The organism is Olsenella sp. Marseille-P4559 (assembly GCF_900605015.1).
In the GTDB taxonomy this organism is placed as follows: domain Bacteria; phylum Actinomycetota; class Coriobacteriia; order Coriobacteriales; family Atopobiaceae; genus Tractidigestivibacter.
Genome location: NZ_LR027575.1, coordinates 301,463 through 314,877, shown reverse-complemented (window position 1 = coordinate 314,877; position 13,415 = coordinate 301,463). Strand labels below are relative to the sequence as shown.

General features: G+C 61.6%; 10 protein-coding genes. 3 read left to right on the top strand and 7 right to left on the bottom strand.

The features are described 5' to 3' along the window. Nucleotides 1–78: 78 nt before the first annotated feature. The 5 genes from E0E00_RS12970 to E0E00_RS12950 form a co-directional block, all read right to left on the bottom strand. Complete coding sequence (locus E0E00_RS12970) at nucleotides 79–1,371, bottom strand: SLC13 family permease (protein WP_130812962.1); 1,293 nt, start codon at nucleotides 1,369–1,371, stop codon at nucleotides 79–81. A 123-nt stretch (nucleotides 1,372–1,494) separates the two neighbouring features. Further along, nucleotides 1,495–2,562 (bottom strand): 4-hydroxythreonine-4-phosphate dehydrogenase PdxA, encoded by a 1,068-nt coding sequence (gene pdxA, locus E0E00_RS12965; RefSeq protein ID WP_130812961.1) that lies wholly within the window; start codon nucleotides 2,560–2,562, stop codon nucleotides 1,495–1,497. Then, entirely contained in the window at nucleotides 2,562–3,455 is an 894-nt protein-coding gene (dapA, locus tag E0E00_RS12960; RefSeq protein WP_130812960.1) for a 4-hydroxy-tetrahydrodipicolinate synthase, read from the bottom strand. Before dapA ends, pdxA begins: the two co-directional genes overlap by 1 nt. A 28-nt stretch (nucleotides 3,456–3,483) precedes the next feature. Beyond that, a complete protein-coding gene (locus E0E00_RS12955; protein ID WP_130812959.1) occupies nucleotides 3,484–4,638 on the bottom strand; it encodes an iron-containing alcohol dehydrogenase in 1,155 nt (384 codons plus the stop codon). A 28-nt stretch (nucleotides 4,639–4,666) separates the two neighbouring features. Further along, nucleotides 4,667–5,875 (bottom strand): four-carbon acid sugar kinase family protein, encoded by a 1,209-nt coding sequence (locus E0E00_RS12950; RefSeq protein WP_165443703.1) that lies wholly within the window; start codon nucleotides 5,873–5,875, stop codon nucleotides 4,667–4,669. 148 nt (nucleotides 5,876–6,023) lie between these two features. Here E0E00_RS12950 and E0E00_RS12945 point away from each other — a divergent pair, with 148 nt between their 5' ends. From E0E00_RS12945 to pyk, 3 genes are all read left to right on the top strand, one after another. Then, complete coding sequence (locus tag E0E00_RS12945; RefSeq protein WP_130812957.1) at nucleotides 6,024–7,787, top strand: sigma-54-dependent transcriptional regulator; 1,764 nt, start codon at nucleotides 6,024–6,026, stop codon at nucleotides 7,785–7,787. A gap of 226 nt (nucleotides 7,788–8,013) precedes the next feature. Next, complete coding sequence (locus E0E00_RS12940; protein ID WP_130812956.1) at nucleotides 8,014–9,018, top strand: 2-hydroxyacid dehydrogenase; 1,005 nt, start codon at nucleotides 8,014–8,016, stop codon at nucleotides 9,016–9,018. 43 nt (nucleotides 9,019–9,061) lie between these two features. Further along, nucleotides 9,062–10,516, top strand: coding sequence for a pyruvate kinase (gene pyk / locus E0E00_RS12935; protein WP_130812955.1), 1,455 nt, complete (start codon nucleotides 9,062–9,064; stop codon nucleotides 10,514–10,516). Nucleotides 10,517–11,168: 652 nt separating this feature from the next. Here the strand turns inward: pyk and E0E00_RS12930 are convergent. Then, entirely contained in the window at nucleotides 11,169–12,500 is a 1,332-nt protein-coding gene (locus tag E0E00_RS12930; protein WP_130812954.1) for an alpha-amylase family glycosyl hydrolase, read from the bottom strand. Between the two features lie 230 nt (nucleotides 12,501–12,730). Next, on the bottom strand, nucleotides 12,731–13,408 hold the full coding sequence (locus tag E0E00_RS12925) for a hypothetical protein (protein ID WP_130812953.1): 678 nt from the start codon (nucleotides 13,406–13,408) through the stop codon (nucleotides 12,731–12,733). Nucleotides 13,409–13,415: the final 7 nt, after the last annotated feature.

Here is a 13,415-nt window from a genome sequence, read left to right as displayed (position 1 = left end):
GACTCCCGACGGGGAGTCACCGCAAAGACGAGAGGACACGCCCACACGAAGGTGGACGTGCCCCAGGACACATCGGGCTTACGCGGGAAAGACAATCATGGCACCAGCGGTCAGGAACACCAGACGGACGAAGTACTGCGGGATGGTGAACTTCCAGAACTCGGGCATGGTGTACTTTCCCATGCCATACGCCATGGCGGGCAGGCCGTCGATTGGCATGTAATGGCCGCTCCAAGCGGAGAGGGTGACGGCGACGGCAGCAGCCATTGGGTTGATGCCAAGACCCTGGCAGACGGAGATGGCCAGCGGGGCGAAGATCATGACCATGCCAACCTGAGAGCCAGTGAAACAGGCAAAGGTGGAGCAGATGAGCGCGAAGACGAAGACCACCACGAAGGCGGGAACTCCCGTGCCCAAGGCACCGGCGACGGTATTGCCGACGAGCGTGGAGAGGCCCGTGTCGGCCAGGCAGTTGGCAACGGGAATGACACCTGCGGTCATGAGGATGATGGGCGAGAACAGGTTGTCACGGAACTCGTTGAAGTCGACGACCTTCGCTATGACCATCACGAAGGCGCAGATGCCCGGGATGATGTAGGACAGTGCGCCGATGACGTTGACGAGCATCATGGCAATGATGGCGACGACAAAGGCAAGGATGGTGACGCTCTCCTGGGCCTTGCTCAGCGTGGAGCCACCCTCCTCGAGTGCCTCCTTGTTCTCGATCGTGGGCGCGGCCACGGGGTGAGAGGGCAGGAACCGGTAGCCGATGATGGCCCAGAGCAGGAAGCCTATGGACAGGAAGAAGGACACGATGCCGAACTGCACCATGGACAGGCTGTCAGCGCTCAGGCCAGAGGCACCCAAAACCGCAATGGCAACACCGTACTGGAGGGCGACGTTAATGGGGATCAGCGGATGGTTCGAGGCGATGCCCAGCGGGAGCATGAGCTTGGATCCCGGGAGCTTCTCGTTGTAGGGCATGGTCACCACGAGCGAGAAGATAAGCACGTAGAACGCCGTCGATCCCATGCCAACCACCGAGGCGCCAAGCATGACCACGAGAAGGAGCAGCACGTAGCTCTTGAAGCCGCCCTTGTTGACCAGCGTGGTCATCGCGTCCTTGACCTTGTTGATGATGGAGGTCTTCTGGATCGCTGCAAGGATCACCATGAAGAAGGCCAGCATCCATACCGTCGAGTTCGTAAAGCCGGCAAAGGCGTAGGCAATCGGGTTCTCACCTCCCAAGCCAAACACGACGATCAGGAGGCATGCCGCTATGGGCGGCAGGCCAAACGGAAGCACGTCGAACATGATCATGAGAATCATGGCGACAAGAACGACCAGGGCGAGAACCATCGCAGTAGTCATTCCGCCTCTCCTTTCCTCGCGCTGTCTTTTTTCGCAGCGCATCACCTCGCGAGGACGCATCCTCGCGCTTCCAAAGCAGTGAGTTGTGATATCCGGCGAAGGGTCAAAGCCCCCGCACGCGGCCTAGCCGTCGCTTCTGGCGGCCCTCCCCCTGGCCATCCGCAGCGCGTAGTCGATGGCGTTCACGAGGGAGAGCTCATTCGAGGTCCCCTTGCCCACGAGCGCGAACCCCGTGCCATGGTCAACGGAGGTTCTGATGATGGGCAGGCCCAGCGTGACGTTTACGCCCTCGACCGCCCTCCATGCCTGCTTGTCACGGTCATAGACAAAGCCGAGGAGCTTTGTGGGGATGTGGCCCTGGTCGTGGTACATGCAGACCGTCATGTCATACCAGCCGCCGCGCATCTCGGAGAAGACGGAGTCCGGCGGGCAGGGGCCAATCGCATTGATGCCCTCTGCCTTCGCAGCCTCGATGGCAGGACCAATCTCGGTCTCCTCCTCGGTCCCAAAGAGCCCGTGCTCGCCGCAGTGGGGGTTGAGGCCCGCCACCGCAATGCGGGGCCTCTCGATGCCAAGATCGAGGCAGGCCTGGTTGCCAAGCTCGATGACCTCGAGCACGCGGTCCTTCTTGACGCGGTCGCATGCCTCGCGCAGCGAGCAGTGAGTGGATACATGCACAACGCGGAAGTCATGCCAGGCAAGCATCATTGCATAGCTTTTTGTATGGGTATAGGTGGCATAGATCTCGGTGTGGCCGTCAAAGTGCATGCCCTTAGGGGCTAGGGCCAGGTTCATGGCCTCCTTGTTTAGGGCATTAGTAACCGTGGCATCAACCTCGCCAGCTAGGGCAAGCTCGATGACCTTCTTGACGCTCTCGAACGCGGCCATACCGCCCTCTGCAGAGACCTCGCCGATCCTGAAGGAAGCGACATCCTTCACAAGGTCCATGTGGCAGACATCGATGGTGCCCGCTTCGAAGAGGGCCTCGTCGACGGAGCTTACCGGATGTACCTTTATCTCAGGGTGTCCGACGAAAGCCTTGGCCTGCTCGATCATTTTTGCGTCGCCAACCACCAGCGGACGGCAGCGGTCATAGAGCGTCGCATCGGAAAGTGCCTTGACCGTGATCTCGGGGCCGTTGCCCGCGGGATCGCCCATGGTAATGCCAACTATGGGCAGACGCGTCTCCATTAGCACATCCCCTTCGCCTTGTCGTCAGCGAGCGTCTTCTTGAGCGCCTCGATGCCCTCCTCGGGCAGGTAGTTGAAGGGCGCGCGACACTTGCCCACGGGATAGCCAAGCAGATTCACGGCCACCTTCACCACGGTGTTGGGATTGCCGTACTTGAAGCATGCGCGCAGCGGAGCAACAGCGTCCTGGCACTTCTGCGCGGCCTCGAGGTCGCTCTTCTTCCAGTTCTCATAGATGCCGACCATGTTCTTGGGATACACGTTGGCGCATCCTGCAATAGCGCCCTTGGCGCCGGCCTTGAGGGCCTTGAGGATCAAAGAGTCATTGCCGGACAGAACGCCGAAGTCCATGCCCTTGGTGTCCTCGATGTAGGCAGACAGGTTGTCCCAATCGCCCGAGGAATCCTTGGCGCCCATGATGTTGTCAATCTTCGCCAGCTCGACAACGGTCTCGGGGGCGATGGCGTTGCCCGTGCGAGCGGGGATGTTGTACAAGACGATAGGGGTCTTCACGGCCTCGGCGACGGTCTTGTAGTGGACGTAGAGCTCGTGCTGGCTGGCCTTTGCGAACCACGGGGTGATGACGGAGAGGATGTCGGCGCCTGCGGCCTCGGCCATCTTGCACTGCTCGATGGTCTCCTTCGTGGAGATGGCACCAGTGCCGGCGTAAACGGGAACACGTCCTGCTACCTGATCGATAACGGTCTCAAGGACCCTCTTCTTCTCGTCGAAGTTGAGAATGTAGCCCTCACCATTGGTGCCGAACGGGAAGATGCCGTGAATGCCGGCATCTATCTGGCGGTCAACCTGGCGGCGCAGCTCGTCGGTGTTGATCGACTCGTCCTCGTTCATCGGTGCGACGATGGGAACGATGATGCCCTTCAACTCAACCATTGCCCTGTCCTTCCTTCGCTTGCCTTCCCTACATGATCTGGCGGTAGATCGCCTTTGCGTCCTCGAGCGTGACCTCGCGCTTGTTGTTCGAAAGCAGGCGCTGCTGCTTGATGCCGGCCTCGGCCAGCCAATCGATGGACGCGTCGTGGACGCCCAGCGCATCCAAGGTCTTGGGAATGTCCAGGTGGCTCACGATCTGGTCCATGCGCTCGATGACGGCAGCGGACTTCTCCTCCTCGGTCTTGGCATCGCCCTTGATGGCGCGGTCGTAGGCGATGGCGAGCCTGTCTCGGATGGCCGGCTCGTTGAAGTGCATGACCGGCGAGAGGAGAATGGCATTGGAGACGCCGTGCGGCACGTGGTACTTGCCGCCCAGCGGGTAGGACAGGCCGTGTACCGCCGTGGTGCCCGAAGCCGTGATGGCGATGCCGCCGTAGAGGGCAGCCACCTGCATGGCGCGCTTGGCGTCCAGCGCGTCTTTGTCGTCGCAGGCGCGCTCGATGTTGTTGATGATGAGGTCGAAGGCCTCCAGCGCAAACATGTCGCTGAAGGGGTTCGCCTTCTTGCAGGTGAAGCACTCGATCGCGTGGCACATGGCGTCAAGGCCGGTGGCCGCGGCGATGGAGCGCGGGAGGTTCTGTATCATGCGCACGTCGAGAAGCACGTAATCGGGCATCATGTCATCGTTCACAATGCCGATTTTCACCTCGTCCTCGGAGACGGCCACAATGGCGTTGATGGTTGCCTCGGCACCCGTGCCCGCCGTGGTGGGAACGGCCACGCAGGCAATCTGCTTCTTTGCGCGCTTGGGATCGCTCAGGAGGTCGTGGACGGTGTAGTCCGCGCCTGCGCAGACGCAGGCGAGCTTGGCGGTGTCCATGACCGAGCCGCCGCCCACGGCCACCACGATGTCCTCTCCGGTGCCCGCCACCTGGTCGACGACGGCCTGCACTTGGCCGTAGCTGGGCTCTGCCGGGATGTCGTCGTATACCGTGGCCTCGGCGCCGGCTGCCTTGACGGCAGCCAGGACGGGATCGACGAGCCCCAGCTTGCGCAGCGTCGGGTCGGTGAAGACGGCCACCTTTTGCGCGCCCTCCTTCTCGAGCACGCCGGCGAGCTGCTCGAGCGAATCCTCGCCGCCGAAGACCACCTTGGGAAGCTTGAGGGAATACGTTGCCAACATTTCAAATGCTCCTTTCCCGCTTTGGGAACTAGTTCCTAGAAAGATCAACGAAGAGTTCCTTTTCGCCGAACCCACCAGACTTTGCCGCAAGCACAAGGTGTCCCGCGCCGAGCGTCACCTCCATGGCAACGATTCCGCCGACCGTCTCGGATGCAGGCCGCAGGCGCTTCACACCCGCCTGCGCGAGGAAACTCGCCAAGATGTCGCCACCGGTGACGAGCACGCGGCCGTAGATCTTCTGCTCACATACATGCAAAAGGATGTTCGCTATGCTGTCCGCCACGGTTTGGCGCACATCGGCATCTTCGGGCACAAGGCCCTCCAGGTTCTCGTGTCTGCTGCCGTCGATAACAGTGAGAGGGCTGTTCTCCCAGCTCTTCCCCACTTTTTCGACGAACGCAGCGCCCTCGGGGGAACCTGTCCATGCCTGATTACACTTTTGATGTCCCGCCACGGGGAACACTGCCGCGCCGGCCTCTCGCGCATAGGCGCACTGAGCGTGTGACACGGGGCTCACGCTCCCGCAGGCGACCAGAAGGTTGCCGCCGCGCGGGGCCGCCTCGGGCGTATCGTCCTTCCCCAGCCCGAGAACGCCTGAGAGCGCCTCGGTAAGACCGGCGCACCCCGCGACGACGTCCAGCTCGCCCATGTCGGCAAGTTCTTGCACGCGAGAGCGCATATCCTCTGCGGTGGTCGCATCATAGACGATGATCCCCGAGAAACCGGTCGGCACTGGCTCCCCCACTGCTACCAGGCATACGGGGATATCGGTCTGGGTCTTGACGAGGTGGTCGATGCGTGAGCACACGACAGGCTCAAAGGGGTCTCGCCCGAAGCTGCTCGCGGATACCGATACGCCATCGACCAGCTGCACGCCGCCTTTGGTGACGCGACCAATGCCCGGCAGTGCAGGCAGGAAGTGCAGGCGGCGAACCCCCATCGCATCATATGCTGCGGCCAGCTCTGCACCAACATTGCCACGGAGAGCAGAGTCGGTCTTTTTCACCACGCAACGTGCACCAGCCTTGCGAGCGGCAGAGGTAAGCGAGAAGACCTTCTCGTATGCTTCCTGGGCCGTATCGTGACGCGTATCCGCATTGATGGATAGCACACAGGGCAGGTTTTCAGGGTTCTGATAGCACTCTGCGTCGGCGAGGACGGCAACCTCAACCTGCGCTGGAAGGAAGTGCACGCCAGAGTCCAAGGCGCCCGTCAGGTCGTCTGCGATGATCGTCACGCGCACCAAGGTCCCCTCCCTTCGGCAACTCCCCTGCAGTCGCAATCACTATCGCGCACGCAGGCCAGCGGATTAACTTCTCTCGAAGGGTTATTGGGTTACAATATGGGACAACTTTAAAAGTGAGTTTGTTCCAGATTGGAACTGCATGAATCATCTCGCGCGCTACAGCGTCCTGTTCATTGCGCCTTACCATGGTCTTGCCGAGCAGGTGGAGCGCGTCGCCCCACGCTACCCGGACCTCTCCGTCACCGTCCACGAGGGAGACCTCTCACAGGGCCTCGCCACTGCCCTGGGGAGCATGGGGGCAGACTACGACGTCCTCATCTCACGAGGCGGCACCGCTCAGCTCCTCGAGGACGAGTTCGCCCTTCCCGTCATCGAGGTGGGAATCTCTGTCGCGGACTTCTACGAGTGCCTCATCGCCCATAACCCAAAAGGCAGGCGAACCGCCGTCGTGGGCTTTGAGAACGCGATCGGCCCCCTGAGCGAGGTGGCCAGGTTCAGCGACTTCGACCTCGACCTCCATGGGGTCGCCTTCGAGGACGAGCTTCCCCTCGTGCTCCAAACGGTAGTCGAGGGAAGCTACCCTGTCGTCCTGTGCGACACGTTCTCGCTGCCTCGATGCCGTGACCTTGGCCTCAATGCCTTCCTCCTCGAGTCCGGCGAGGCCAGCGTCTCTGCCGCCCTCGACCAAGCCCTCGTGTTCTGCCAGCGCACCCACGACCTCCTCGCCAAGAACCGCATGCTCTGGAACCTCGTCCGAGCACAGGACGCACGCTTTGCCGTCTTCTCGGCAGAGGGCAGGATCACCTACTCCAACCTCGAGGAAGGCAGAGACGACCTCGTAGCTTTCATGCGCCAGCACCTCACGGGAATGGCTGATGAGCGCCTGGTGCTGCAACGCGGTCGGAGGCTCTTCCGTCTTCACAAGACGCCTGTGGAGTCAGATGGCAGGAGGTTCCTCGCCTTCAGCGTGACGCAGGCAAACGCCCCATCCAACAGTTCGCACGCGGGCATCGAACGCAGCAACAGAGCTGAGGTCGAGGCATCCTATGAGAAGAGCGCCTTCCATACAACCCGGGCAAGTGAGGACTTGGCACAGCTTGTCGCCGGGGTCCAGAGGGGGACCAAGCCGCTCCTCCTCCTTGGTGAACCCTGCTCGGGCAAGGAGCAAATCGCCCAGCTTCTCTACCTCTCCAGCCCCCTGAGCACGCGCCCCTATGTCACAGTCGACTGCCCTCTGGTAACTGAGAAGAGCTGGGCATACCTTGCCGACTCCCCCAACTCTCCGCTCTACGCGGGAGAGTGCACGCTGTTTTTCAACTCCCTGCAAGCACTGGGAGGAGAGAGGATGCGCCAGCTCCTGGACATCGTGCGACGCACGAGGATGGTTGAGCGGAACCGTCTGATGGTCTCGATGGAGAGCACGGACTCGCCTGACCCCAAAACGATGGAGATCCTCTACGAGAGCCTCAGGTTCAGCATCGTGAGGGTCCCGCCCATGAGGGAACGTGGGGACCTGGGGCGTGCCATCACACTGCTCCTCACCGCCACCTGCGAGGAGGTAGGCACCCCAAGGCTCATGCTCACCGACGAGGCCCTGGACATCTTGGTGCACTATTCCTGGCCGGGCAACTACGAGGAGCTTCACCTCACGCTTCAGCAGTGCGTTGCCGCAGCGGAAGGCGGGGCCATTGGCGCAGAGGCGGTGCGTGGAATCATCGCCCAAGGAGGTGGCCTCGGCGCCGGAGCCCCCTCGAACGCATGGGGCACGGACGTCATGCGCCCGCTTCGCGAGGTGGAGCAAGACGTCATTCGCGAGGTAATACGGCGCTGCGGTAACAACCAGACGGAGGCGGCGCGCGTCCTGGGGATAAGCCGGACCACCATCTGGCGCCTATTGGGGTAGGCCCACCCGGGGGCCAAGCACCCTCCGGCTCGGCACCGAGGCGATTGGTGGGCCGCGCAATCGTTTGCGCTGGCCGTGCAATCCGTCCGCCCCGCTGCCTCCGTCTCATTCGTAAGGACTTGCCCGAACAGCTCACGCTTCCCGCTCGCATGCGGTAAACTTCTACCAAGGCCGCACGTGAACGCGTGCGAGGTTGATTCCACAGGGTCTCGAGGAAAGGGCAACCATGAAGATTCTGTTCTACGGCACCGCCAGCTATGACAGGGACTCGTTCACAAAGGAGCTCAAGGACTACCCAGACGTCAAGATCGACTTCACCGAGACCAACCTCACGCCCATGACCGCAGCCCTTGCCCGCGGCTATGACGCGGTCTGCGCCTTCGTGAACGCCGACTGCGGCGCCATGACCCTCGAGATCCTCGCCGGGTTTGGCGTGAAGCTCGTGCTCATGCGCTGCGCAGGATTCGACGCCGTCAACGTCGAGGTTGCCAAGGACCTCGGCATGAAGGTCACCCGCGTTCCCGCCTACTCCCCCGAGGCCATCGCCGAGCACGCCATGGGCCTTGCCCTCTGCGCCAACCGCCGCATCCACAAGGGTTACATCCGCGTCCGCGAGAACGACTTCGACCTCTCCGGCCTTGTCGGCGAGACGCTCCATGACAAGACCGCCGGCATCATCGGCACCGGCCGCATCGGCGCCGCGCTCTGCCGCATCTGCAAGGGCTTTGGCATGACGGTCCTTGGTTCCGACCTCTACCCCAACCAGAGACTCATCGACGAGGAGCACGTCATCGACGAGTACGTGGACTACGACGAGCTGTTCCGCCGCGCCGACCTCATCTCGCTGCACGCCTTCCTCAACGAGGAGAGCTACCACATGATCAACGACGAGTCCATCGCCAAGATGAAGGACGGCGTAATCTTCGTGAACACCGGCCGTGGCGGCCTCGTCGACACCCAGGCGCTCATCCGCGGCATCATCTCCGGCAAGATCGGCGCTGCTGGCCTCGACGTGTACGAGGAGGAGAACGCCAACGTCTACCAGGACCGCGCAGGCGAGGTCATCGACTCCGTCACCGGGCGTCTCTGCTCCTTCCCCAACGTGGTCATGACCTCTCACCAGGCCTTCTTCACCAAGGAGGCCCTGAGCCAGATCGCCCGCGTCACGCTCGACAATGCGCAGGCATATGCCAATGGCACCGATTTCGTGCCCCGGAGCATCGTCTGCTAGCCACAGACTTCGCATCAAAGAGGAAATGCGGAAAAGGAGAAAAATGGCATTTAGCAAGAAGACCAAGATCGTGTGCACCATGGGACCCGCCACAGAGAGCGACGAGGTCCTTCGTGCCCTGATCGAGAGTGGCATGAACGTTGCCCGCTTCAACTTCAGCCACGGCAGCCACGACTACCACCGCCAGATGATCGAGCGCGTCCGCCGCATCTCGAGCGAGCTCAGCATCCCCGTGGCAATCATGCTTGACACCAAGGGTCCCGAGGTCCGCACCGGTCTTCTCGAGGATGGCAAGAAGGTCGCCGTCAACACCGGCGACTCCATCGTCGTGACCGCACAGCCCACGAGCGAAGACTTCCACGGCAACGCTGGACACATCTCGCTGGACTACCTCAACCTTCCAAGCGAGGTCAAGAAGGGCTCCATCATCCTGATCGATGATGGCCTGGTTGGCCTTGAGGTCGACCACGTGGACGGCTCTGACATCCACTGCGTGGTTACCAACGGTGGCGAGATTGGCGAGAAGAAGGGCGTCAACGTTCCCAACGTGAACATTGGCCTGCCTTCCGTCACCGACCAAGACCATGCGGACATCATGTTTGGCTGCGAGCTGGGCATTGACGCCATCGCCGCGTCCTTCATCCGCGACGGTGCCGCGGTCAAGCAGATTCGCGACATCTGCGTTGAGATGGGTGCACCGCACGTCCAGATCTTCCCCAAGATCGAGAGCGCACTTGGCGTCAAGAACTTCGACGAGATCCTTGCGGCCTCCGACGGCATCATGGTTGCGCGTGGTGACCTGGGTGTCGAGGTGCCTGCGGCTCAGGTACCCCACATCCAGAAGACCATCATCCGCAAGTGCAACAACGCGTACAAGCCGGTCATCACCGCCACGCAGATGCTCGACTCGATGATCCGCAACCCGCGCCCCACGCGCGCCGAGGTCGCCGACGTTGCCAACGCCATCTACGATGGCACCGACTGCGTCATGCTCTCCGGCGAGACCGCTGCCGGCAAGTACCCCGTTGCCGCCGTCCGCACCATGGCCGAAATCGCCAAGGAGACCGAGTGCTACCTCGAGGAGCGCAACGTCTACCACGACCGCGGCGGCGTGCGCAACGTGAACGGTGCCACCGGCTTTGCGGCCGTCGAGATGGCCGACCGCGTGGACGCCAAGTGCATCCTGTGCCCCACGCATTCCGGCCGCACAGCGCGCATCGTCTCCAACTTCCGCCCTCACATCCCCCTGTACGCCATGAGCCCGAGCGACGAGGCGATTCGTCGCACCTGCTTCTACTGGGGCGTCTACGCGTTCAAGACGACCGAGCAGAGCTCGCTCTCCAACACGCTCTACAACGCCCTCACCGTCGCCAAGGAGAATGAGGTCGTGAGCCCTGGTGACATCGTGGTCATCACCGCCGGCGACCCGCAGACCTCCCCACGTCAGGGCGACTACACCACCAGCACCAACATGGCGATGGTGGCACAGGTCCAATAGGGGCTGTTCCAAGTGCTGCGAAGGCCGTCTCGGGATTCCTTCCCGAGACGGCCTTTCTGTGCGATAGCACAGCACGAACAGGGAGACTAGGGGAGGCGGCTACCTTAATAGCCAGGGCCCTTCGGGGCGGCACCAATCCAACCTCCCAGCAATAGCGTTGTCCACAACGCGTTTGGCAAGCAATGATGCCAAGCCACAGGGGTCCAACTGTATGAAAATGGCTTATCGCACGACTTTTTTGCTTCCGCTGCATGAAAACGGGCTATCGTAAGGTCGATTTTGGGCTTTCACATCAAAAGTGTAACTATAATTCCATATTAGTGCATATTATTCCAAATATATGCATTATTTGTAATACTTATTTTCAAATTTGATGATAGATGCACCGAGGCGCCTTGCGATATCGCGTTTTCATGCGACGACTCTCGAAAAACCGCTCGATAGAGCAATTTCATGCACAGTCATCCATCCGAGAAGGACAGGACTCGCCTCCAGCTGCCAGTGAGGAGGCCGGCATCCCCCCGACTGCCGGCCACCAACCGTTGCCAACTACCAAATTCCCACCAAAAGCACGTGCGCCACGCACTCCCCTGCACCTTCGGCCATTTGCCTGCCGTTCGCACGCGAAGAACCCCGCACGGTCATTGCTCTCCTACCGCTCGCAGCGCCACCAGTAAGCCGAGAAGGGGGCCAGCTCCGAGCCCCCACCAAAGTCGTGTGGCTCGCCGGAGATGAGGTCAACGGCGCGCCCACATCCCGCATCGAAGTGCGCCACGGCCGGCTCGGCCGATGCATTTATCGCCACAATGACCCGCTCGTCATCATGACTGCGCTGGAAGACCAGCTGCTGCGGCTGGCACTGCAGCTCGTGATAGTCACCCCACACGATGGCGTCACTCTTCACGCGCGTATGCGCCAAAGCGCAGATCCAGTCCGTGAGGTCGCTCCACTCCGGCGCGTCCAGCGCGGGACGCAGCCCATAGTCACCATAGTGTTGCTCGCCCTCGATGCCCCACTCGCTGCCGTAATAGACGCACGGCACGCCGCACATGGCAAAGAGTAGCCCATAGAGGGGCTTGAGCTGGCGCCTGTCGTCCAGCTTGGTCGCGATGCGCGGCACATCATGGTTGTCGACAAAGTCGAGAAGGTGCTTGCCCGTGTAGAGGTCCCAAGGCTGGCTTCCGCTCTGGCGCTCGAGCGCGTAGGCAACCTCGTGCATGTTCGCGCTGTTGAAGCTTGACCAAAGGCCCTTGTAGGCCTCGTAGTTGGTCACCGAGTCGCAGAGGCCATCGCCCATCCACTGGTTGTAGTCACCAAACATGGTTTCGCCCACCAGCACGAACTTCTCGCCACGATCCTGCGAAATGCCGTCGGCGATCTGACGCAGATAGCCAAGGTATCCGCGGTCCAGGCAGTAGGCCACGTCCAGACGCAGGCCGTCAATGTCGAAGTCGCGCACCCAACCGCGAATGACATCGGCGAGGTAGTCGTTGAGCTCGAAGTTGGCATGGTTGAGCTTTACGAGCGTCGAGACCCCCGCCCAGGCCTCATAGCCGAAGCCATCGTCGAACTCGCTGTTGCCGTTCCAGTCGATGTCGAACCAGCCAGCATATCGGCTCTGCTGGCCCTTCTCGCGCACGTCGCGAAATGCGAAGAAGTCGCGTCCCACGTGGTTGAAGACGCCGTCGAGCAGCACGCGAATGCCCGCCTTGTGGCACACATCTACAACAAAGCGCAGGTCGTCATTGGTGCCCAAGCGGCAATCGACCGTAGTGTAGTCCGTAGTGTCGTAGCCATGCGTAAGGCTCTGGAACACGGGGTTGAGCATGAGGCAGGTGGCACCCAAGCGCTTCATGTGGTCAATCCACCCGTCATCGACGAGCTTGCGCAACCGCGGCACCGTGGCACCGTCATTCTCGTGTGGGGCACCGCATAGCCCCAACGGGTAGACCTGATAGACAAATGATGGCTCATACCAGCTCATCGCTACTCCTCTCGTCCTGGGCGCGAGTATGCCGCGCCGTTACACAACCATAGGCGATAAACGTTGCGTTAGCGTGTACGGAATTGCAGGGATGTGCAAGGCCGCCACAGAAATCTGCGTTTTAGATACACCTTGCTGGGAAACCCAGTCAATCTGCCTGCGACCACCGGAACCCCACGTAACGTCACGGGCAGGGCTGGCCCCGCAGCGGCAAACTTGCTACTCTGCCGTCATCCCGTCGCGCTGAGAAGACCCAAGACGATCCTCGCGTCCGCCTCGGCCGACGCCTTCGAGAAGAACTCCGGCGTAAGCATGTCATACGCGGGAACGCCACGTATAAGCTCCGCGTGGTTCTTGTCCACGACATGTCCCGCCACCGCAACGGCCTCACGCACATCGTCCTCGTCCACGGGATACTGCGGATACGCGGCACAAGCGGCAATGAGCTCGGGCGTCGCGCGCGGGCGCAGCGAGATGTCAAAGGTCCTCCCAAAGAGGGCAAAGTCGCGCTGCTTGCGCTTGCGGGTGGCATCGCCGGGCTTCACGCCAATGGACGCAATGTAGTTGCGCGCGTGCGCGTTGTACACGGAATCGCACACGAGATGCGCCCACGCGCCCAGCACCAGGTCGTGCACAGGACCATCCGCTGCCACCACGTCTGGCCTCACAACATAGCGCTCCCAAAACACCTCATAGTTTGGCGAAGGAATGGCCCCACCGTCGGCAAAGTGCGTCTCGCGATAACTGCGCAGCCTCGAGACAGGCACCGGCACCATATAGCCCACGTAGATGTCGGGCAGGAAGTTGCCGAAGAGGAACGCGTTCACGTCATGCACGCCCAGCCGGGCGGCCCCCTCCTCGCGAAGGAGCCGCTCGACGTGGGCGGTGTGTATGTTCCAGCTCGGCACGTACGTC